Annotated in this window: 23 protein-coding genes and 1 pseudogene; 2 read left to right on the top strand and 22 right to left on the bottom strand. The window is 55.9% G+C overall.

Translation table 11 applies throughout. The features are described from left to right. Positions 1–213: 213 nt before the first annotated feature. The 4 genes from yfeX to OGW16_RS20280 form a co-directional block, all read right to left on the bottom strand. Complete coding sequence (yfeX, locus tag OGW16_RS20295; RefSeq protein WP_047409623.1) at positions 214–1,113, bottom strand: porphyrinogen peroxidase; 900 nt, start codon at positions 1,111–1,113, stop codon at positions 214–216. A 93-nt stretch (positions 1,114–1,206) separates the two neighbouring features. Next, positions 1,207–1,782 (bottom strand): RpoE-regulated lipoprotein, encoded by a 576-nt coding sequence (locus OGW16_RS20290; RefSeq protein WP_043017142.1) that lies wholly within the window; start codon positions 1,780–1,782, stop codon positions 1,207–1,209. Between the two features lie 59 nt (positions 1,783–1,841). Further along, positions 1,842–2,291: a DUF2919 domain-containing protein gene (locus OGW16_RS20285; protein WP_043017143.1), complete on the bottom strand. Its 450-nt coding sequence runs from the start codon at positions 2,289–2,291 to the stop codon at positions 1,842–1,844. Further along, positions 2,278–2,703: a GNAT family acetyltransferase gene (locus OGW16_RS20280; protein WP_003038048.1), complete on the bottom strand. Its 426-nt coding sequence runs from the start codon at positions 2,701–2,703 to the stop codon at positions 2,278–2,280. The genes OGW16_RS20285 and OGW16_RS20280 overlap by 14 nt, the downstream gene beginning before the upstream one ends. Positions 2,704–2,915: 212 nt before the next feature. Between OGW16_RS20280 and amiA the strand changes: the two genes are divergently transcribed. Continuing rightward, positions 2,916–3,785 carry an N-acetylmuramoyl-L-alanine amidase AmiA gene (gene amiA / locus OGW16_RS20275; protein ID WP_003038046.1) on the top strand — a complete coding sequence of 290 codons (870 nt, stop codon included), beginning with the start codon at positions 2,916–2,918 and terminating at the stop codon, positions 3,783–3,785. Positions 3,786–3,787: 2 nt separating this feature from the next. Further along, positions 3,788–4,687 (top strand): oxygen-dependent coproporphyrinogen oxidase, encoded by a 900-nt coding sequence (gene hemF / locus OGW16_RS20270; protein WP_286518729.1) that lies wholly within the window; start codon positions 3,788–3,790, stop codon positions 4,685–4,687. Between the two features lie 99 nt (positions 4,688–4,786). Here hemF and eutR read toward each other — a convergent pair whose 3' ends face one another. The 18 genes and pseudogenes from eutR to maeB form a co-directional block, all read right to left on the bottom strand. Further along, entirely contained in the window at positions 4,787–5,839 is a 1,053-nt protein-coding gene (eutR, locus tag OGW16_RS20265; protein ID WP_043017145.1) for an HTH-type transcriptional regulator EutR, read from the bottom strand. Positions 5,840–5,887: 48 nt separating this feature from the next. After that, complete coding sequence (gene eutK / locus OGW16_RS20260; protein WP_047409617.1) at positions 5,888–6,418, bottom strand: ethanolamine utilization microcompartment protein EutK; 531 nt, start codon at positions 6,416–6,418, stop codon at positions 5,888–5,890. Between the two features lie 11 nt (positions 6,419–6,429). Beyond that, positions 6,430–7,089 (bottom strand): ethanolamine utilization microcompartment protein EutL, encoded by a 660-nt coding sequence (eutL, locus tag OGW16_RS20255; RefSeq protein ID WP_047409614.1) that lies wholly within the window; start codon positions 7,087–7,089, stop codon positions 6,430–6,432. 9 nt (positions 7,090–7,098) lie between these two features. Beyond that, positions 7,099–8,001: an ethanolamine ammonia-lyase subunit EutC gene (eutC, locus tag OGW16_RS20250; RefSeq protein WP_043017963.1), complete on the bottom strand. Its 903-nt coding sequence runs from the start codon at positions 7,999–8,001 to the stop codon at positions 7,099–7,101. A 20-nt stretch (positions 8,002–8,021) separates the two neighbouring features. Further along, entirely contained in the window at positions 8,022–9,383 is a 1,362-nt protein-coding gene (eutB, locus tag OGW16_RS20245) for an ethanolamine ammonia-lyase subunit alpha (RefSeq protein ID WP_005121914.1), read from the bottom strand. A gap of 11 nt (positions 9,384–9,394) precedes the next feature. Next, positions 9,395–10,798: an ethanolamine ammonia-lyase reactivating factor EutA gene (gene eutA / locus OGW16_RS20240; RefSeq protein WP_080626257.1), complete on the bottom strand. Its 1,404-nt coding sequence runs from the start codon at positions 10,796–10,798 to the stop codon at positions 9,395–9,397. Beyond that, on the bottom strand, positions 10,795–12,027 hold the full coding sequence (eutH, locus tag OGW16_RS20235; RefSeq protein ID WP_043017149.1) for an ethanolamine utilization protein EutH: 1,233 nt from the start codon (positions 12,025–12,027) through the stop codon (positions 10,795–10,797). Before eutH ends, eutA begins: the two co-directional genes overlap by 4 nt. Positions 12,028–12,146: 119 nt before the next feature. After that, complete coding sequence (gene eutG / locus OGW16_RS20230; RefSeq protein WP_043017150.1) at positions 12,147–13,334, bottom strand: ethanolamine utilization ethanol dehydrogenase EutG; 1,188 nt, start codon at positions 13,332–13,334, stop codon at positions 12,147–12,149. Next, the gene (gene eutJ, locus OGW16_RS20225; protein ID WP_199994334.1) at positions 13,324–14,163 is read right to left on the bottom strand and encodes an ethanolamine utilization protein EutJ; all 840 of its coding nucleotides are present in this window, start codon (positions 14,161–14,163) and stop codon (positions 13,324–13,326) included. Before eutJ ends, eutG begins: the two co-directional genes overlap by 11 nt. Positions 14,164–14,175: 12 nt before the next feature. Next, complete coding sequence (locus OGW16_RS20220) at positions 14,176–15,579, bottom strand: aldehyde dehydrogenase family protein (RefSeq protein ID WP_043017152.1); 1,404 nt, start codon at positions 15,577–15,579, stop codon at positions 14,176–14,178. A gap of 11 nt (positions 15,580–15,590) precedes the next feature. Then, complete coding sequence (gene eutN / locus OGW16_RS20215) at positions 15,591–15,878, bottom strand: ethanolamine utilization microcompartment protein EutN (protein ID WP_003038011.1); 288 nt, start codon at positions 15,876–15,878, stop codon at positions 15,591–15,593. Positions 15,879–15,992: 114 nt separating this feature from the next. Further along, the gene (gene eutM / locus OGW16_RS20210; protein ID WP_003835054.1) at positions 15,993–16,286 is read right to left on the bottom strand and encodes an ethanolamine utilization microcompartment protein EutM; all 294 of its coding nucleotides are present in this window, start codon (positions 16,284–16,286) and stop codon (positions 15,993–15,995) included. A 167-nt stretch (positions 16,287–16,453) separates the two neighbouring features. After that, a pseudogene (gene pta, locus OGW16_RS20205) lies at positions 16,454–17,464 on the bottom strand (phosphate acetyltransferase); the annotation flags it as partial. Then, positions 17,461–18,264, bottom strand: a complete 804-nt coding sequence (gene eutT / locus OGW16_RS20200) for an ethanolamine utilization cob(I)yrinic acid a,c-diamide adenosyltransferase EutT (RefSeq protein ID WP_043017153.1) — start codon at positions 18,262–18,264, stop codon at positions 17,461–17,463. The pseudogene pta and the gene eutT, both read right to left, overlap by 4 nt. A 9-nt stretch (positions 18,265–18,273) precedes the next feature. After that, positions 18,274–18,978, bottom strand: coding sequence for an ethanolamine utilization acetate kinase EutQ (gene eutQ, locus OGW16_RS20195; protein WP_043017154.1), 705 nt, complete (start codon positions 18,976–18,978; stop codon positions 18,274–18,276). Beyond that, positions 18,956–19,435, bottom strand: coding sequence for an ethanolamine utilization acetate kinase EutP (eutP, locus tag OGW16_RS20190; protein ID WP_003037998.1), 480 nt, complete (start codon positions 19,433–19,435; stop codon positions 18,956–18,958). Before eutP ends, eutQ begins: the two co-directional genes overlap by 23 nt. A 12-nt stretch (positions 19,436–19,447) precedes the next feature. Then, positions 19,448–19,783: an ethanolamine utilization microcompartment protein EutS gene (gene eutS / locus OGW16_RS20185; protein WP_003037995.1), complete on the bottom strand. Its 336-nt coding sequence runs from the start codon at positions 19,781–19,783 to the stop codon at positions 19,448–19,450. Between the two features lie 160 nt (positions 19,784–19,943). Beyond that, the gene (gene maeB, locus OGW16_RS20180) at positions 19,944–22,223 is read right to left on the bottom strand and encodes an NADP-dependent oxaloacetate-decarboxylating malate dehydrogenase (protein WP_043017155.1); all 2,280 of its coding nucleotides are present in this window, start codon (positions 22,221–22,223) and stop codon (positions 19,944–19,946) included. Positions 22,224–22,271 lie beyond the last annotated feature (48 nt).

Below are 22,271 nucleotides of genomic sequence, written 5' to 3'. Positions count from 1 at the left end.
TAAATTGTTATTAATAGCTTATTGATTCTAAATAGTGGCATTTAATACTGTTGTTATACGAATAAACTGGCAGGTTAATAGCACTGAACTTGGGGCGAGATTTTCCAGGGAGAGCATCAATGCGGGTGCATTATCGACATGGCAGACGTTGTGTGGCTTGGGGAATAGCTATTTTTTACCAGATGGCGCTGACGCCGCCATCTGGCACAAAAATTACAGGCTCAATAAACGATCCAGCGATGGGGCAAAGTAATAGCCGCCGGTCACTGGTTTGGTGAAACGCAGCATCGCGTCGCGCTTACCGTCTGTGTCGCCAAACATGCTCAACAGCTGTTGTTCAATGTTGTGCAGGCGGGCGCAATAGGCGCAGAAGTAAAGACCGTGCGTGCCGCTGGCGGTGCCGTATGGCAGGCTCTGGCGCACAATTTTCAGTCCTTTACCGTCTTCCTTCAGATCGACACGGCTCAGGTGAGAGGTGACCGGACGGTCATCACCGTCGATCTCTTCGTTGGCTTCTTTAGTACGACCAATCATCATTTCCTGGTCATGGATACTCATGCGATTAAGCTGCTTCAGGTTATGTTCCCAACGCTGCACAAACACATAGCTGCCGCCAGCATCCACGCCATCTTTGATAACGGCAACTTCACGGCGCGTTTCTTCGCCTGCCGGGTTTTCCGTACCGTCAACAAAGCCGCTGAGATCGCGTTCTTCAACCCAACGGAAACCGTGGATCTCTTCTTTGACTTCAATACAGTCGCCAAATGCTTCCATTGCCGCCTGCGCGACGGAGAAATTCACATCATGACGCAAAGAGAGAATATGGATCAGCACATCATACTGGGTGGCTGGCGCCAGGCCTTTACCGTAAGGGATAAAGTCTTTTAACTCTTCTGCGCCAACGCCGCCGCTCAGCGTACGCCAGGTATTGTTGCCGAAAGCGACAACCGCGCCCAGATGCGCGTCCGGGAACTTAGCTTCGAAGGTCGCCAGCTTATCGGCGAAGATTTTGCTGGCCGCTCGCAGGGCCTCAACGTCGCCTTTAACATTGGCTTCAATCCAAATCGCCGCACGGCAATGTTCTGGCAAAATGCCACTCTGAACCTGAGACATTGTTCCTCCTGAAAAAAAGATGCCACGACATCGTGGCATTGTTGGGCGCTATTCTACCTGTTTTTTTAACAAGCTGATTTGTTCAGACGCAAATTAACGCCGCCAGATAATTTTGCTTACTTTCCATGCTTTCAACGTGTCGTCAGACGGCATTAAGCCTTCAGGCCCGCTCCACTCACCAGAAAAGACATAGCTAATATGTTGACTTCCTTCAGCTTTACACTCTACGCCCGCGCTGTCATCACCGGTTGCTTTCTGACAATTACCGAAAGCTTTAGTGTAAAGGTCACTAAACGGTGTACCCATTTCAACACCCGCGGAGGACGAGATAGCGCTGTCCAATACATCAATTCTGCTGATGGTTCCCTGGCTGCCATTGATGACCATCGCCAGCTTGTCATCTTTCATCGCTTCATAGAAGCGCACCACATTACCGTTATCGGTCTTCATCCCGCTACGCAGGCGGTAATCACCGTCCAGCGCATCAGCAATGGCTTTTTCATCCAACGGCGTCGCGCCCGTTAACGCGCCGACGCCCTGCTCAGTGACCTGCGTTGAAGAACCAAACCAGTTCCACGGATTGGCGGCAGACCAGTTTACCGACGACAACGTTGAACACCCGGTCAGTAGCAGCGGCATCGCGCATAAAGTCAAACGCAGTGATTTCATTTCACTTCCTTCCTTATTTATCAACGTTGCTTGGAGTCCGGTTTCAAAGAAAAGTGCCGTCATTCTTTCTCAAAGGAAAAACAGGCGCGCAGGCGTTGATTGGTTAATAGCCAGATCAGCGCGACAATATCCGCCACCAGCAGCGCCAGCCCGACGCCGTTGACCGGATCGCCTGCCAGCCACATCGCCGGCTGCCAGCACAACAGCACCAACTGAGCGAGGATCAGTAATCCGCGCAGCCAGCGCCATATCACCGGAAACGCAAAGCGTCGCCCGCTGATTAAAAACGCCAGCACCGCGGGAACGCCGGGAAGCAATCCCAACCAGAATGCGTCATGATCGGGATAAAACAGATTCAGCAACGTGTTGCCTTGTTCACGTGAAGAACCGGCAATCACGAACAGAACCCAGGTGCGCGCCTGCAACAGCAGTACGCACCAGAACAGAAAAGGCAGGCGCAGACGCCCATGACCGTCATAGTCGGCCGGATGAAACTCAGTACTCTTCATCTTCGATCAAGCGCTTACCCAGATTGAGTACATCCGCATGCTCATAACCCAGACGCTCATACATGCCCTGTACAACGTCGTTATCGTCACGCACCATGATTTGAATCTTCGGACAACCGCGGGCAATGAGCTTTTTCTCCAGCCGGTTCAGTAGCGCATTGGCGATGCCGCGGCCGCGAAACTCAGGATGCACGCCCAGGTAATAGGCCGAGCCGCGATGTCCGTCGTATCCGCCCATCACCGTACCGACCACCTCGCCGTTCACTTCAGCAACCAGGAACAAACTGACGTCATGATTTACTTTACGTTCGATGTCCATTTCAGGGTCGTTCCATGGACGCAGCAAATCACAGCGCTCCCAGAGGGTGATCACCTCTTCGAAATCTTCCTGGCGAAAAACGCGTATTTCCATGGTATTGGTTACCTTTTCAGGACGTTAAAAAGCGATTATGGCGCGAACGGCTGATTTAGCCAATATCTGACGCGAAGCGGCGGAAAAAATGGCATAATACGGAATTGTCACGTATTGAAATGAAAAGTAAAACAATTCTTATCCCGATCCGTCGCAACGGACAACGCGATACGATATAACGTTTAGAACCTTTTTTTTACAACTCAGGCCGTATGAGCACTTTTAAACCACTAAAAACACTCACATCGCGCCGCCAGGTGTTGAAAGCCGGGCTGGCCGCCCTGACGCTGTCAGGCATGTCGCAAGCCATCGCTAAAGAAGAAGCGCTTAAGACCAGCAATGGCCACAGCAAACCGAAAGCGAAAAAATCCGGCGCTAAGCGCGTTGTTGTTCTTGATCCGGGTCACGGAGGAATTGATACCGGCGCAATTGGTCGCAATGGCTCGAAGGAAAAGCATGTGGTACTGGCAATTGCCAAAAACGTGCGCTCGATTCTACGCAACCAGGGGATTGATGCACGCCTGACCCGCTCCGGCGATACGTTTATTCCGCTTTACGATCGCGTCGAGATCGCCCATAAACATGGTGCCGATCTGTTCATGTCGATCCACGCCGACGGATTTACCAACCCAAGCGCGGCAGGTGCTTCAGTCTTTGCGTTATCCAATCGCGGCGCCAGTAGCGCCATGGCGAAGTATCTGTCCGATCGTGAGAACCGGGCCGATGAAGTGGCCGGAAAGAAGGCCACCGACAAAGACCATTTGCTGCAGCAGGTGCTGTTCGATCTGGTGCAAACTGACACCATTAAAAACAGCCTGACGTTAGGTTCGCATATTCTTAAGAAGATCAAGCCGGTACACCGTCTGCACAGTCGCAGCACCGAACAGGCCGCCTTCGTGGTGTTAAAATCACCATCAATTCCGTCGGTACTGGTCGAAACCTCGTTCATTACCAACCCGGAAGAAGAACGTCTGCTGGGTACGGCGGCATTTCGCCAGAAAATCGCCACCGCTATCGCCAATGGCATCATCAGCTATTTCCACTGGTTTGATAACCAGAAAGCACACTCGAAGAAACGTTAACCATGAAGCCCGATGCACAGCGCGTAAAACAGTTCCTGCTCAGCCTGCAGGATAATATTTGCCAGCAGTTATCCGCCGTAGATGGCGCTGAGTTTGTTGAAGATAACTGGCAGCGCGAAGCGGGCGGCGGCGGTCGCAGTCGGGTGCTACGTAACGGCGGTATTTTCGAGCAAGCGGGCGTTAACTTCTCCCATGTCCACGGCGAGGCAATGCCGGCCTCGGCTACCGCGCATCGCCCGGAGCTTGCCGGGCGCAGCTTTGAAGCCATGGGCGTCTCACTGGTGGTGCATCCGCAGAATCCCTACATTCCGACCAGTCATGCCAATGTACGGTTTTTTATCGCGGAAAAACCGGGCGCTTATCCGGTCTGGTGGTTTGGCGGCGGCTTTGACTTAACGCCCTACTACGGCTTTGATGAGGATGCGGTTCACTGGCACCGCACGGCGCGGGATCTGTGCCAACCGTTCGGTGATGACGTTTATCCCCGTTACAAGAAGTGGTGCGACGACTACTTCTTCCTCAAGCATCGTAACGAACAGCGTGGCATCGGCGGGTTGTTTTTTGACGATTTGAATACGCCGGATTTCGACCACTGTTTCGCCTTTATGCAGGCGGTAGGACAAGGTTACACCGAGGCGTATCTACCGATCGTCGAACGCCGCAAAGCGATGAGCTGGAGCGAGCGCGAGCGCGATTTCCAGCTCTATCGTCGCGGGCGCTATGTGGAATTTAATCTGGTGTGGGATCGCGGCACGTTATTTGGTTTACAGACCGGCGGGCGTACGGAATCGATTCTGATGTCGATGCCGCCGCTGGTGCGCTGGGAGTATGACTGGCAGCCGGAAACGAACAGCCCGGAAGCCGCCCTTAGCGAGTTTATACAGGTCCGCGACTGGGTGTAATTGCCTGATGGCCCTACGCTTTTCAGGCTTACAACTACAACGGCACAGCCCCGTAGGCCGGATAAGACGCAAAGCGTCGCATCCGGCACAATAGTGTCATCACGCCCACTGGCGCATACGCTGATGTAGCGTTAACGACGGTTTCTCCGCAAACAATTGCTGGTAGTCGGTGGCAAACTGCCCCAAATGCCAGAATCCCCACTGCATGGCGGCATCTTTTACCGTCGCGCTTTGCGACCATGGGCTTATCAGCTCGCGACGCACGGCGTTCAAACGAATACGTTTTAACCATGCGTTCGGACCAATTCCGAGTATCGTATGAAAAGCGTTTTGCAGCGTCCGACGGCTGACGTGAAGTTGATTACACAAGTCGAGTACCGTCAGCGGCTCTGACATATTTTCCAGCACATACTCGCGCGCACGCGACAGCAGGCGACGATAGCTCTGATGGCTGATGCTCTCGGCCGTGATTATCGGCTGCGCTTCTTCCAGCATTGTGCCCATCGCCAGTAACAGGTTATCGCCCAGCACTTTGCGTACCGCAGGTTGATGGAGGTTTTCCGGATTCTCGCTAAATGTCGCCAGCGCCTGCTGCACAAAGCCCCATAGCGCAGCTTTATGTTGCTCTTTTACCTCCAGCGCCGACTGGTTACGCAGCATATGCAGCACCCTTTCCGGGTTGTGGAGGAAGTTGGCCTGGCGGGCAATCGCCTCTTGCGAAATTACGACACCCAAAATGGTGTAGTCATCCGGTGTACTCAGTTCAAATTCCGTCCCGCCAGGTCGGGTGGCAATTTCAGCGTTACCGAGACACTGGGTGCCAATAAATCCCTGTTCGCCGCGCGTGGCCGGAATACCAAACCAGAAGGAGTTCGGCCAGACAAGACACGACTGACGTAGTGCCAGTCCGGTGTATTCACGGAACACCTGAATATCGTCGAGCAGGATTTCCGTGAACTCGCCATGAAATTTTCCCGGATGCAGCTGGTCGTAGATCTGCTGCCATGCGGTAATCGTCAGCGCATGCTCATACACATCCGTTGTTCGCCGTTGGTGAACGTTGTCCACCTCCACTTTCGGCGTAAGTTTAACGTCTTCGGGTAATGCTTCATGATAAAGATGGTGCAGGTTTGCAGTACGTTTCTTTTTCATGATCTTTTAAGCCGGAAGCTTCAACGAAGCCCCCGGCCCTCCGACAGGTTAGTTTTTTAAGCGATAGCGACTACTGCGTTTACGCAACGCTCCGCCAGAAAAGAGCTGTTCCAGCGCCTTTCTGGCTTCATCAAGTGACCAGCCAAAATGGGCAGCCACTTCCCCTGCCGTCATTCCTTGACGGACCGATGCCAACAGCGTCAGAAGTTGCTCAGAGGATTCAGGCGTCAACGGGGCGTCCTGCGTCTTCTCTGCTTTTACGTCTGCTTTCACTTCTGGCTTCTGCTCTGGTTTCTTCGGCTGGCGCTTAAAACCGCCGATCAGCCACTGGGTGTCATCGTCCGGCCGGCCTATTTCCTTACGGCTGATAACACGGCCCGTACGCGCTGCGGCGGCGCTGCCGGCATCAAGCGCCGCGCGGCACGCCGCCAGATCGCCTTCCACCACCAGCGTCAACCGGCCAGGATCGAGCACTTCGTGGCTAAGCAGACGCACATTCGCGGCTTTCAGCATGGCATCTGCCGCATCCACGGCAGCCACCATGCCATCCACTTCCAGTAATCCCAGTGCATTGATCATCACAACCTCTCTTACGCGCGCTGGACTGGATTACGGGCAATATCCAGAACAGCATCGGCAAAGGCGTTACATGCAGCTTTACAAGCGGCCTGGCTCCCGGTCAAAAACGCGGCCGAGTAGTTAGTTTCTGACGGCGGTGGGACGTAGGTCACCAGTTGTACATCGGCAGATTTCAGCGCAGCATCAATGCCAAATGTCGCTTCCAGCGGCGGCGCCACCAGATACGCCATCGGATCGCCAAGTCGGCATCCTGCGGTAGCCGAAAGATACGAACCGGTACGCGAAACCACGTGCGCCAGGAAAGCGGTATCTTCTGCGTCATTCGCCCACTGGAACGCCGCGCCGCTTTCAATATTGGCCACCATCGCGTCCAGACCTGCGCGAACTTCGGCCGGGTTTGGCCCTCCGAGCATAATCAGTACTTCACCCGAGGTTGGAGAGGGACTGTGCGCCGCGCCGGCATACAGCGAGCGGCCATAAACCACTTCGACCATTGCCTGTTTTGTCGCTTCGTCTGCAGCAATATACGCCACGTCATCAGAATCTGCTGTGATGAGTCCGAGGCTACGTATATGTGGCGGTAATTTAAGTTCACGGGCAAAACCGTCATTTATCGAGGCAATCACGCGCATTGCGGTGACTGAAGGTCTAATCAAATCTAATGCTGGCATGATGCCTCCTTAACGGGTCATATTGATGCCGGATGCTTTTTGCTCCAGCATGCGCTTGGCCAAATCCACAATCACCGCCGCCGCTTCAACCGGTGGCGTACCGCCCTGGTGAATGTTCGAGATACAGGTACGGTCAGCTTCAACGGTCGTCGCCACACGCGGCGAATAGACGGCATAGCAGGAAAGGCTTTCAGACTGGCCAAGGCCCGGACGTTCCCCAACCAGCAAGATCACCGCTTTCGCGCCCAGCAGTTCGCCGATCTGATCTTCGATTTTCACGCGACCATAGCGAACAAAGAATGGCGTCCCAACCTTCAATCCGGCCTGTTTTAAGCCCGACAACAGCGGCGGCAGGATCTCTTCGTAGTTGGCGGTGATAGCATCAGTCGACAGGCCATCAGAGATAATTACCTGTACATCCGGATTCATTACACACTGTGATTTCAGCGCTTCAATGGCTTCCGCACTCAGACGACGCCCCAGATCCGGACGCGTCAGATACAGATTTTTGTCACTGATTTCCGAGCGCACTTCCAGCAGCCCCTGAGCTTTTACCCACTCTTCCGGCACTTCTTTTAAGACCGTATCTTTCGAACGCGAATGGTCGGCAAGGAAACGCAACAACGCCTGAGTACGCGGGCGAGGACCGGCACGGCCGGTACATACGCGCGCTGCGGTGCTACGACGCAGTTCGGTCAACACATCTGCACGATGCGGATCCTCAACGCCAATCCACGCTTTGGCTTCGGCGGAGCCTAAATCCATCGCACAGCTTTCACCAGTCGGCGCGGCGCACTGCGTGGTGCTGCATTTTGCTTGTGCTGACGGCGTCTGAGCCTGAGCCTGCGGCTGCGACTCCCCCATTGATGCCATCACGCTACGTACAATTTCTTCAATCTGCTTTTGATCCATCATGTGTCATCCCCGCGTCATCAAAAGAACAGTGACGGATCGCCCGCCCGTTTGGTCAGGCGACCGTTTGCCATAATGCCCATGGTTTCCAGCCAGCGTTCAAACTCCGGCGACGGCCGTAAATTCAGCAACTGACGGACGGTGGCGGTATCGTGAAACGCGGTGGTCTGATAGTTGAGCATGATGTCGTCACCGAGCGGCATGCCCATGATGTAGTTGCAGCCAGCGGTGGCGAGCAAAATCATCAGGTTTTCGTTGAGGTTCTGGTCAGCATCAGCATGGTTGGTGTAGCAGCAGTCACAGCCCATTGAGATGCCGCTCAGCTTGCCCATAAAATGGTCTTCCAGACCCGCGCGAATAATCTGACGGTCGTTGTACAGATATTCCGGCCCGATAAAGCCCACCACGGTGTTCACCAGGAACGGATCGTAGTGGCGCGCCAGCCCGTAGTTACGTGCTTCCATCGTCACCTGATCGGCACCAAAGTTAGCGCCAGCAGAGAGCGCAGACCCTTGCCCGGTTTCGAAGTACAGGCAGTTTTCCCCGGCGATGCGGTTAAACTCAGCCCCCACTGCACGTGCTTCATCCAGCATAGCCAGCTCAACGCCGAACTCTTTTAAGCCTTTCTCGCTGCCGCAGATACTCTGGAAAATCAGCCCGCCCGGCGCGCCGCGGCGAATCGCTTCGATCTGGGTGGTAACGTGCGCCAGTACGCAGCCCTGGGTCGGAATGTTGAATTTGTCGATGACGCCGTACACGGTATCCAGTACGCGGCTTAAGTTTTCCACGTCATCCGTTACCGGGTTAACGCCGATCACCGCATCCCCCGCGCCGAAGGACAGCCCTTCGTAGATTTGTGCGGCAATACTCTGCACGTCATCACGGGTATCGTTCGGCTGCAAACGGCAGCTAAAGGTGCCCGGCAAACCAATGGTAGTGTTGGCCTTTTTGATCACCGGCATTTTCTTACCGCCGTAGATCAGATCCGCGTTGGAGCAAATTTTTGCCACGCCTGCGACCACTTCTGACGTTAACCCTTTGCGCATAAACGCAATGTCATCCACGGAGGTTTCATCGCTCAGCACGTACTCGCGCAGTTCGCTGATGCTCCAGTTTTTGATGCGGTTATAGGCCGTTTCGTTGACGTCATCCTGAATCAGACGCGTCACGCAGTCTTCTTCATAGGAAATCACCGGGTTATTGCGGATATCCGCCACCGTCATTTCCGACAGCACCTGCTTGGCCGCCACGCGCTCCTGTGAACTGGTTGCAGCTACCCCTGCCAGCACATCCCCCGAACGCAGTTCGTTGGCTTTTGCCAGCACCTCTTTAACATCCTTAAACTGATAAACATTGCCGAACAATGTGGTCTTTAGTTTCATAAGTCGTTCCCTCAGGAAGGAAATGCGAGTGATTTCACCGTCACCGGCACAACCGATCCGCCAAAAAGAGGCGTACCAATGTCGATATAGTCCCCCGCCCGGACAACCACCTCATCGATGACCGCCAGCGGGTGTTGCTGTAACTGTGGGCGTAACAGCATGCCCAGGGCTTTACCAAAATCCTGCTCGGCTACCACCAGCAGGGGATGTGGATTCGGATAGCGCGCGACAAAAGCCAGCAGCGCATCAATAACCGTTAACAGCGCGGCGTAGCGCACCGGCAGCGAACTGGGCAGCGCCAGCACGTAGGCGTCCGTTTGCGGATCCAGATCGAGTTGCATCAGCGCTTGCTGCCAGGCGGCTACCAAATCAGCCTCATCAACCGGAATCGCCACCGGCAGATTGCGCAGCGGAAGCGCCACACCTTCCAGCCAGATAGTGCTGCCCGAAAGCGACAGCGTATGCGCCCCGGCGCCAATCACCGTGGCACGCACGGTTTGCGCCGGAAACTGCACGTTCATCTCACGCAGGCGCGGATGTTCATGCAGCGCCGTGGCGAGCAGCGGCCCGATGTCGGAAAAACAGAACGGATCGGCAGGTTGGTTGCGGTAGCACTCGCCCACCCCGCCGGACAACGTAATCACTTCCGGTTTCACGCCCGCAGGCAGCAGACCGGTTTGCATCAGTGCCTGCGCCAGCGGTGAAAGCGTGCCGTCAATCACTTCCACAATCAGCGCCGCCATCCGTCGCGCCACCTGAACCAGTTGCGTGGCGTTAAGCGAACGAACGTCGGTACCAGGGCCAAATACGTCATCAACAATCATTTGCCCCGGCTGATGCGCATGCACCACTCGCCCATGGCCATCAGTTTCCAGCAATCGTCCGCCGACGTTCAGGCAAGCCGAACCGCTGACCTTTCCGGCATCAAACAAGACGTAGTTCGACGTACCGCCACCGATGTCGATATTCAGTACGCGGCACAACTTCTGCTCTGACAGGGTTTGAGCCCCCGCGCCGTGACCGGCAATCACCGATTCCAGATGCGGACCGGCGCTGGCAACCACGAAGTCCCCCAGCGACTGGGAGAGCGCCATCACCGCCGGTCGCGCATTGCGGGTTTTGGCACTTTCTCCAGTAATGATGATCGCACCGGAATCGACGGCCTCAGGCTTGATACCCGCTGCCTGATACTGGGCGAGGATCAGCGCCTTAAGTTCGGCCTCTTTCAACCCGCCCTGCTTATCAACGGGGGTAAAGAAAACCGGGCTTTGCCAGCTAATTTCGCGTTTGATGAATTCGTAGCGCGGCACCTGCGACACTGCCGCACGGTTAACCAGCTCAAGGCGCGAGAAGATCACCTGAGTGGTGGTGGTGCCGATATCGATACCGACGCTCAGTAGCTGGCGAGTATTCACGATTGCGCCTCCGGGTTGGTTTCTACTTCTGCTGGCACATCTTCATCTTTCGGTACCAACAGCATAGCCACACCAATCGCCGTCACGCCGCCAATCAACTTGCCGACAATCATCGGGAAGATCATCGCGTTCATGTTGGCAGCGGCGAAGCCTAAGTGGTCACCCAATGCAAAGGCCGCGGAGACCGCAAAGGCGCAGTTGATCACTTTGCCGCGGGTATCCATATTCTTCATCATGCCGAACATTGGGATGTTGTTCGCCAGCGTCGCGACCATGCCTGCAGCCGCAATATTATTGATTTTTAACAGATTACCGACGCTCATCAGCGGTTTTTCAAACCAGCGGGTCAGCAGCAGAACCATTGGGTACGCACCGAGCAGTACGCAAGAGATAGACCCGATAACTTCGATGGCGCGCATCACTTCACCCGGCTTGTCGCCCGGTGCCATGAAGATGGGATCAAGACCCGGGATCAGCTCCCAGCCGAGCAGGAACTTAATTACCGCTGCCGCCAGGCCGATGGTGATCAGCGCCACGAGGAATTTCGCGAAGATCTGAAAACCGTTGATCATTTTTTCCGGGATGAATTTCAGTCCCAACGCCACCAGCACGGCCACGATCAGCACCGGGATCATATTCATCAGGATCAGCGCGAAGGTGAACTCCACCGGCTGCCCGTTGATTTCGACGCCGGAGTACATCGCTATCAAACCACCCGCAATACAACCAATCGGAATGGTGACGATACCGGCCAGCACACCCAGCGCCAGATAACGACGGTCAGATGGTTCAATAATCCCCAGCGCAACCGGAATGGAGAACACCAGCGTCGGCCCCATCATCGCCCCGAGGATCAGGCCTGAGTACAGCCACGCCGCAACGTCTCCGCCCGCCAGTTCTTTCGCCAGGAAGAAGCCGCCCATATCGCACGCCAGCAGCGTTCCGGCAAACATCGACGGGTTCGCGCCAAGCATTTCGTACAGCGGAATAATCACCGGCCCGAGCACATGCGCCAGTACCGGCGCCAGCGCGGTCATACCGACCATCGCCAGGCCCAGCGCGCCCATCGCCATAAAACCTTCTTCAAACTGGCCGCCCGACCCCTCAATACTCTTACCGAACTTACCGAGGAAGCGCGCCGAACCGCCGAACTGCGACAGGATCCTGTCCACGGCGGCAATCAGCATAAAGAACATCATGATGTACATGATGATTTCGTTAATTCCCATAGCCCCTACTCCCTGTCATTTGTGATTTGTAGGCCGGATAAGACGTTTACGTCGCCTCCGGCATTAACGCCGTGTTATTGCCGGATGGCGGTGCGAGCACCTTATCCGGCCTACAGGCATTACCCGGCAGCCGCGTACAGGTCGATAATCTGTGCCTGCGTGGCGGTGCGTGGGTTACTGCGAATACAAATATCCTCCAGCGCGGCGTGAGCCCATGCGCTGTAATGCTCGGGTTTTGCTCCCACGTCGGAGAGTCGTTTGGTTTGGCCCACTTCGCTAATCAGCTCGCTGACAGCGTTGATGGCATCGCGATCGTCCGACTTCTTGTTGGTTAACGCCCGTCCGATATGGCTGAAGCGCTCACGACACACCAGGCGGTTGAACCCCATTACCGTCGGCAGCAGCATGGCGTTAGCCTGTCCATGCGGGATGTGCAGCGCAGCGCCCGGCTGGTGCGCCATCGCGTGACACAGACCCAGCCCCGCACTGGAAAACGCCATCCCGGCCATACAGGAAGCCAGCAGCATACTTTCCCGCGCCGCCAGATCCTGACCGTAGCCGACGGCCTTCGGCAGCGATTTACCGATCATCGCAATCGCGCCAATCGCCAGGCTGTCGGTAAACGGCGTCGCGTTCAGAGCGCTATACGCTTCAACAGCGTGCGTCAGCGCATCGATCCCGGTCATCGCCGTGACGTGTGCGGGCACACCTTCCGTCAGCGCGGCGTCAAGGATCGCCACATCCGGCATCAGTGTTGCGTGGGCCAGCACTTGTTTGAGTCCAGTCGCGGCGTCGATAATCACCGTGACGTTAGTGGTTTCTGAGCCCGTTCCGGCGGTAGTCGGTACGGCAATCAGCGGCAGACGTGGGCGTAACGTGCTGCGCTCGTCCATGTCAGCCAGCGTCTGGGTGGGGTTGGTCACCAGCAACGCCACTGCCTTTGCGGCATCCAGTACGGAACCGCCGCCGAAGGCCACAACGCCATCGCACTTCGATTCACGCAATTGCGCGACCGCTGCGCAGACGTCCGTAATGCACGGTTCGCCCACCGGACATGGCCACAGCGTCATCGCCACGCCCTTCATCGCCAGGCTACGCTCCAGTGCGGCGGTCATCCCTGCCTGATGCAGGAAGCTGTCAACCATGACGAACATATGCGTCAGTCCGCGCGTTTGTGCTTCCTGTCCGCAGGTACTGAGCGCTCCCAGTCCACATAACGTAACCGGTGGAACGCTAAACGTTTTTACGCGTTGCAGATTCAGGGTATCGAATGCCTGAAAGAGCGCGGTCTGCAATTCAGCTTGCATAGATTCCTTCCGCTTTTTCTTTTCCGCTATTTGCAATCGCCAGCGGGGTCATAAACAGGCTGTGCTGGGGTAAATGCACCTGCAGTTCCGGGAAACGCTTACGAAACAGTTCATCAACGCCCGGCTGCATACAGGAGCCACCGGCCAGCCACAAGTCAATGACGCCCTGTCCTGCTATATGGTGAGCCACGATCTCCGCCATCTTTTCGTAGACCGGCTTAACCACTGGCCAGATTTCTTTGCCGTTGCTGCGCTTGTACTGTTCGGCTTCCTCCAACTGGATGCGGCGGTTCCCGGCCAGCGTCAGAGAAATATGGTGCCCACCGGTCGCTTCATCGGCGGAATAAGTCACTTTGCCCTGCTTCACAATGGCTATCCCGGTGGTGCCGCCACCGATATCCACCACGCCAGCGTTATCGAGCTGCAACAGGTCCGCCACGGCGGTCGGTTCGTCGAGCACATGACTTACTTCAAGCCCGGCAGACTCCAGCACGTTGATCGAAATTCGCGGGTCCGTTCCCGGTGGAAACGAGGTTGCCGCATGGGTAAAACGGCAACCCAGCTGTTGTTCGAGCGTATCGAGATGGCGACGAACGATGGTCACCGCACCGAAGAAATCCCAGACGATGCCATCACGCACGACATCGGCCCAGTCCAGGCAAACCGCAACCGGCTGCCCGTCGCTGTCGACAACCATCGACACCACATCACACGTTCCCAAATCCACGCCCAGCCACAGCGGTGAATCGCTCGCAGCAGGCGTCTGGTTACATAGCGTTGCCGCTTTGAGCAGCCTGGGTGTCAGCCAACGTTGTTCGTCGTGCGCCATCTCTTTTACTCCTTATACAATTCTGAAGGCGTCCACCAACACGCAGCGACGCAGACGCACAAACGTACGCGCGCTGGTCACCCCTTCCCCGGTTGGCGTGGTAATGGTCATCGTGGTCCAGCCTTCGCCGCCGAGCCCAAGACCGGCTATACACGGTCCGTTCTTGACGAAAATGCTGGTATCAATGGCGTTTGCCATACGGTTCATGTTGTCGATATTGCGCGAGTGCATCGCCGCTGTATGGTGGCAGCCGCCTTCAAGCTTGACCGCCAGTTCGATGGCTTCATCAACGTTGGCGACCCGCACAACCGGCAGAACCGGCATCATCAGTTCGGTGACGGCAAACGGATGCGTCGCTGAGGTTTCGACGAATAACAGCCGGGTTTGATCCGGTACGTTCAGACCAATCGCCGCAGCGATTTTTCCTGCATCGCGGCCTACCCAGTCACGACTGACCGTGCCTTTACCGCGCTCATCGATATTTTTCAGCAGCACCGGCTGCAACTGGTCGGCCTGAGCCGCAGTCAGTTTCACCGCATGCTGGCTTTCCATCAGACGCATCAGTTCATCAGCGACGCTATCGACCACGATCAGCACTTTTTCGTCGGCGCAGATGATGTTGTTGTCAAACGAAGCGCCTTTAACGATCGACTGCGCCGCGCGCGCCAGGTCGGCCGTTTCATCAACCACCACCGGCGGATTACCTGCGCCGGCGGCAATCAGACGTTTATTGGTGTGCTTACGCGCGGCATCCACTACGGCTTCACCGCCGGTCACCACCAGCAGGCCGATACCTGGGTACTTAAACAGACGTTGGGCGGTTTCGATATCCGGGTTGGCAACGGTAACCAGCAGGTTTGCCGGACCGCCTGCGGCAACCACCGCCTGGTTAAGCAGAGTGATAGCGCGCTGAGAGACTTTTTTCGCCGCCGGATGCGGTGCGAAGACCACGCTGTTGCCAGCGGCAATCAGGCTGATGGCATTGTTAATGACGGTAGCGGCCGGGTTGGTGGACGGCGTCACCGAGGCCACCACGCCCCACGGCGCATTTTCAATCAGCGTCAGGCCGTTATCGCCGGTCAGGACCTGTGGAGACAGACATTCCACCCCCGGCGTGCCGCGCGCCTGCGCCACGTTTTTGGCAAATTTATCTTCAACGCGTCCCATGCCGGTTTCTGTGACGGCAAGTTCCGCTAATTCTCTGGCGTGCTTTTCGCCCGCCTCACGTAGAGCCGTGATAGCCAGTTGGCGCATGGCAACGCTTTTCAGCCCCTGCTGGGCCAGTTTTGCTGCCGCCACTGCGTCATCCAGGGAGGCAAAAACGCCCATTTCTTGAACGGCACTGACCGGTTGGCTGCTGTCTTTCATTTTCAGCAGCACCGCTTTCACTACCTGTTCAATATCCTGTTGATTCATGATTTTCTGCCTTATTTATGGAAGATCACCTGACCACCTGCCACCACTTCATCGACAATGCCAATCACGCACAGATCGACAGGTGATGATTCATTCCGGTGCGCCTGACGGGCTGAGCTTCCGCTGACCAGCAGCACCCACTCTCCGGTTCCCGCCCCGATGCTGTCGATCGCAACAGCACATTGCCCGTCGGGATTTCCCTGGGCGTCAATCATTTCCACCATCAGCAACTTGTCGTGCGCGAGCCCCTGATGGCGTACGGTACAAACAATTTGTCCTGTGACGATTGCCAGTTTCATACGCGCCTCCGTGGCATATTTCAGGTAAAACCTCCCCCTACCCTCCGCAGAAGGTAATGTGAAAAGGAGAGAGGGTGACGCCAGCAATGAAGTCTGTGGCGTCACATGGACGACTTACATGTCGTTGCTGTCGCCTTTAAAGCTGATCGGGAACACTTCTTCCAGATCGCCGTGCGGACGCGGGATCACGTGTACGGAAACCAGCTCACCAATACGCTGTGCAGCTGCAGCACCAGCATCCGTTGCCGCTTTACATGCCGCTACGTCGCCACGGACCATGGCAGTGACCAGACCGCCACCGATCTGCTTCACGCCAACCAGTTTCACGCGTGCCGCTTTAACCATTGCGTCAGAAGCCTCAATCAGTGCAACCAGGCCCCGGGTTTCAATCATTCCTAATGCTTCCATTGTGTTTTCCTCTCATTAAGGGGTCCAGAACGGGACCTATACATACACTTCATCCTTCACACAGCCTCTTTGTTGGCTGCGTTTGCTCACCTCAGTCACTTACTTAAGTAAGCTCCTGAGGTTCCCGCACTTGCCGCCTCGACGCTGCGCGAATGATTTTGTGTATTAACCAGTGTGTGCGAGGCGTTTTCACGACTCACGTCAGTCTGGCGCGGCACTGCTGCCACCAACGCCAGTTCGATAATTTCCTGTACGCTACAGCCGCGAGAAAGGTCATGAAGCGGTGCGGCCAGCCCTTGAATCAACGGACCAACTGCGCGATACCCTCCCAGACGCTGAGCGATTTTGTAGCCAATATTGCCTGCCTCCAGCGACGGGAAGACCATCACATTGGCATTGCCCTTTAACGGACTGGCGGGCGCTTTTTGCGCGGCGACCTCCGGAACAAAGGCGGCATCAAATTGCAGTTCCCCATCCACGATAAGCTGTGGAGCACGCTCACGGACGATCTCGGTCGCCTGCTGCACGTTAGCGACGTTGGGATGGCGAGCGCTGCCATTACTTGAAAACGACAGCATGGCCACGCGCGGCTCTTCACCTGTGATCGCCTGCCATGTCTGCGCGCTGGCAATCGCAATATCCGCAAGCTGTGCGGCGGTGGGCTGCGGCACGACGCTGCAATCGGCAAACCCTAATGACGGCCCGAGGTACTGCGGCAGCATCAGGAAGATAGACGACAGCGTTTTACAGCCCGGCTGTAGCCCAATAATGCGCAACCCGGCGCGCAGCACGTTTGCCGTCGATGACAGATTGCCCGCAATACAGACGTCTGCTTTGCCCGCGCTGACCATTGCCGCGGCGAACATCAGCGGATCGTTGAGTTTTTCCAGCGCATCCGCAGGCGTTTTATCTCCCGCGCGGGCCAGCCAGCGCAGCGCAAATTCTTCGCGCATTGGCAGGTTGCTTTGCGGATCGATAACCTGAATGCCATCCATTGCCACCCGATGGCTGAGGGCAAACTGACGCAGCGCAAACGGGCTGGCGACGAGAATGGGATGTGCCAGACCATGCTGGTGCAGGTAATTAGCCGCCTTCAGCACCCGAACATCCAGCGCATCCGGGAACACCACCCGTGCAGGTGAGCGCTGGGCGAGTTGACGAGCACGTTCAATGATCATGGCTTCTCCCCCAGTCGCTGTTGAATTTGGCTAACCGTTAGCGGATGCTTCGCCACGCTCAGAATCATCATCACGTAGACCGTACTGGAAAGGCGGTTGAGCGCCTGCATGATGTCCGGTCGCATAACTTCAAAACTACGAGTGATGAAAACCTGGGCCGCCACCGTCTCCGTTTCTCGGACTTTGGTACGCAGCAGATTAAGCAACGCGCAATCACGTCCGTGGCTGGCCTCAGGCACCAGATGGTCGTGGTCCAGATAGCGCAGCGGCTGATGCGAAAGCCGGTGTAAATCTTCGTCACTTAAACCGACGATAGCTTGTGCTGCCAGCGGCTCATCCATAGCGTCGGCGCGCATAATGTTGCCCAGGCGCGAACGGATATCCGCCAGCCACGGCTGCCACGGTTGCGCCAGCTCTATCTGCAACCACACGGCCAGCGCGATGGTGCTGTCCAGCGCGGCGCGAAATCCCAGGCGCGGATCGCTTTTGGCGACCATCTTGTCCGCCGTCAGATGCGTCAGCGTGTCTGGTTTCTTCACCACCGGTTGATGACACAGTTCGCAACTGGCCTGCGGATGCGTATCGCTGCTGGTTAAGCCATGCACCGGCTGCGGCTGCTGTTCTTCGTCATCAATAAACAAGCTACCCTGCTCGTCAATAAACTTAATGCGCAGATGTCGGCTTTCCAGTAATTCCCGGGCAGACGGCGTCAGGCGAGCGTCAGCGGGGAGATGAATTTCAGCCCCTTCGCTGAGCGTATGATTCGCTCTGAGCCATGCTTCGGTAATGAAATCCTTCATACATCCGCCTTAGCAGGACTGCCAGTTCGCAGGCCAGGCCACATACAGAAACTTCACCGTTGATGGCGTGCCAAATTCGATGCTGGAACCTTTCGGGATAAACATCACATCCCCGGCTTTAGCAATCATGGTTTCGCCTTCGTGACGAACGTGCAGCTCGCCTTCCAGAATCATGTCGATTTCGTCGTAGTTCAGCGTCCATGGGAAAAAAGCGTTATCCCACTGCATGAACCCGGCTGCCATACTGCTACCATCCTGGTCGGTCACCAGGTCGGTTAAACCTACGCAGTGCGGCTGTGCGCCGTCAAAACGACCAAACTTCACGCTGCTGCCGTCGATGACTTTGACACCGCCTTTGCCGGTTACCGAGTTAAAGCTCGGCTGCATTCCGCCTTGCTCCAGCGACTGTTTCTCCTTCATGACTTTGTCCATCAGTTGGGCGACCAGGCTTTCGGTAAACTGCCCTTCCGGTAACTGCGCTATGATGGTTTCGCGAATACGTTGGCTTTCCGTTTTGCCATCATCCACCGCCGCCGGTGCAGCAGCGGCTGCAGTTGGCGCGGATTCATCGCATTCGCTGATGGTGACGCCCAGCAGCTCCGCAACTTCGCGCGCCTCCGGGGTGATGATGCTGGCGCGCAGAACAACCGACATTTCCTGTTCGCCGCGTGCGTGGGCCGCACGAATATCGTTAGCTGTGATGAGTTTTTTCACCTGCCCTTTCCTCCTTTTGGCTGAGCTCAGTCAGATAATCCACCAGGTGCTGCACGCTGCGCGGGTCATGGCTATTGAGCTCAAAAATCGGCTCCTGAAACCCCATCCCGCGAAGTAGTTGTCGCGTTGCGGCGACGTCGGCATCCGGCATGTCCGTTTTGCTGATAACGGCGATTTGTCGTTTACTGGCGCCGATATCCAACAGCCCGGCAGGTAAGCGACTTTCTTTATCATTTGCCGCGTGTATATAAATCAACGTATCGACATCCTGCAGCGTGGTAATTAACGCGTGATACCAGCGCGGATGGCTGAAATATTCCCCTGGCGTGTCGATATCGCCATTTTCATTAAACTCCACGGCCTGAGTTTTTCTGGCGAGGGAATAATTCCCCTGTAGCGCATTAAAGAGCGTTGTTTTCCCCGCCCCCACCGTACCGACAAACGCAATACGTTTCATCGCCGCCTCTGATTAACTTTTTGTCAGATTGCACAAAGTGAAATTTAATAACCGACCCAGACCGCTTACCGTCTGTAATAACGCTTCCTCTACCGCGCCTACTGAGCCGTAGATAACCAGCGCACCGCTGAATCTATCGAGAAAGCCGATATGTACATCTGCCGCCTTCATGGCTAAATCACCGGCAATCATCGCTGTTTCACCTGGCGTCAGCGTCATGATGCCGATGGCACCCGCTTCGGGAACGCCGATCTTTTTCGCCAGTTCTTCGCCGGGGTGCGCAATGAGATGCGCCAGCGTGACCTGTTTCCCCGGCACAAATTCCTGAATAATACGTTCTTTTTCCATTGCTCACCGCCTCCTCTAAAACTGCCCTCATCGTGGCAATTTTTTGTCAGAGTAAATAACAAAATTCGGCAACCAGGTTTAAAAGGTGAAGTGGATCACTAAGAAAGGGAAAATAAAAAGGCGCGAGAGAAACCCGCGCCGGAAATAAATTAAAGTGAAATTACAGCGGCTGCGTTTGGGCTTCTACGACCGCCAGCGCCACCATATTAACGATACGACGAACAGAGGCGATCGGCGTTAATACGTGAACCGGTTTTGCAACCCCCATCAGCACGGGGCCAACCGTAACGCCTTCAGAACTGGAAACGCGTAGTAAGTTGTAACTAATACGGGCAGCTTCCATATTCGGCATCACCAGAATATTCGCTGAGCCTTTCAGCGGACTGTCCGGCATACGGTCATTACGGATGCTTTCCACCAGCGCGGCGTCGCCGTGCATTTCGCCGTCAATCATCAACTCTGGCGCACGCGCCTTAATCAGCTCCAGCGCATCGCGCATTTTGCTGGCCGATGGACAGTCAGATGAACCAAAGTTGGAGTGGGACAGCAGCGCCACCCTCGGTTCGATACCAAAGCGACGTACGGTTTCTGCCGCCATCACGGCGATTTCAGCCAGTTGCTCCGGCGTAGGGTCATCGTTGACGTAGGTATCGGCGATAAAGGTGTTACCGCTTGGCAGCAGCAAGGCGTTCATCGCCCCGGCAGTATGCACGCCATCGCGATGACCAAACACCTCTTTCACCACGCTGAAGTGTTCATGGTAGTCGCCAATCGTACCGCAGATCATCGCATCCGCTTCGCCGCGCTGCACCATGATCGCGCCGATCACCGTAGTATTGGCAATCACCGCGCGCTGCGCCTGCTCCTGGGTAATCCCACGGCGTTTCATAATCTGATAGTACTCGCTCCAGTACTCTTTGAAGCGCGGATCGGACTCGTTGTTGACGATTTCAAAATCGACGCCCGCTTTGATCTGCAAACCCAGTTTCTGGATACGCATTTCGATAACGCTCGGACGACCGATCAGGATCGGCTTCGCCAGACCTAACGTGATCAGCTCCTGGGTGGCATGCAGCACACGCGCCTCTTCCCCTTCCGTCAGCACCACGCGCTTCGGCGCTTTGCGTGCCAGGGAGAAAATCGGCTTCATAAACAGGTTGGTTTTGTAGACGAATTCGCTCAGCTTATCGATGTAAGCGTCAAAGTCGGCAATCGGACGCGTTGCCACACCGGAGTCCATCGCCGCCTTCGCCACCGCAGGGGCTATTTTGACGATCAGACGCGGGTCGAAAGGTTTCGGAATGATGTATTCCGGGCCGAAGCTCAGGTCCTGATCGCCATAAGCAGAGGCCACCACTTCGCTCTGTTCGGCGTGCGCCAACTCAGCAATGGCATGTACCGCAGCCAGTTTCATCTCTTCGTTGATGGCGGTAGCGCCGACATCCAGCGCGCCGCGGAAGATGAACGGGAAGCACAGGACGTTGTTAACCTGGTTCGGGTAGTCAGAACGACCGGTGCAAATGATGGCGTCGGAACGCACCTCTTTTGCCAGCGGCGGCAGGATTTCCGGTTCCGGGTTGGCGAGCGCCAGGATCATTGGCGCACGCGCCATCTTCTTAACCATTTCCTGGGTCAGCACTTTCGGACCGGAGCAACCGAGGAAAATATCTGCGCCGTCAATCACATCATCCAGCGTACGCTTACCGTCATCTACCACCGCATAAGCCGCTTTGGTTTCCGCCATATTCGGTTCGCGGTCTTTGTAAATCACGCCTTTGGAGTCGCAGACCACAATATTGTGCTTCTGCATCCCGAGCGCCACCAGCAGATTCATACAGGCAATCGCCGCTGCGCCTGCGCCAGACACCACCATGCGCACGTCAGAGATATTTTTCTCAACCACCCGCAGACCGTTCAGAATAGCGGCAGTACTGATGATTGCCGTACCGTGTTGATCATCGTGGAAGACCGGAATATTCATGCGCTCGCGCAGTTTTTGCTCAATGTAGAAGCACTCCGGCGCTTTAATATCTTCGAGGTTGATGCCGCCAAACGTGGGTTCCAGGGCCGCAACCACATTGATAAATTTATCCGGATCGAGTTCATCCACTTCGATGTCGAAAACATCAATCCCGGCGAATTTCTTAAACAGAACGCCTTTGCCTTCCATTACCGGCTTACCGGCCAGCGCGCCAATGTTGCCGAGGCCCAGCACCGCTGTACCGTTGGAAATAACCGCAACCAGGTTGCCGCGCGCGGTATATTTGTAGGCGGCCAGCGGGTCTTTCTCAATTTCCAGACACGGTGCAGCCACGCCCGGCGAGTAGGCCAGCGCCAGATCGCGCTGCGTTGCCAGAGGCTTGGTCGGAGAAACCTGGATTTTACCGGGTACCGGAAACTCGTGGAAATCGAGGGCGCTTTGTTTTAACTGGTCATCCATCTTGTTGTTCCTTTCACGTATCTATCAAAAAAAGTGGCGCGGGTAACC

The organism is Citrobacter sp. Ce104 (assembly GCF_030334595.1).
Taxonomy (GTDB): domain Bacteria; phylum Pseudomonadota; class Gammaproteobacteria; order Enterobacterales; family Enterobacteriaceae; genus Citrobacter; species Citrobacter europaeus.
Note: the sequence above shows the minus strand (reverse complement) of the source record. Positions and strands in the feature narration are given on the sequence as shown.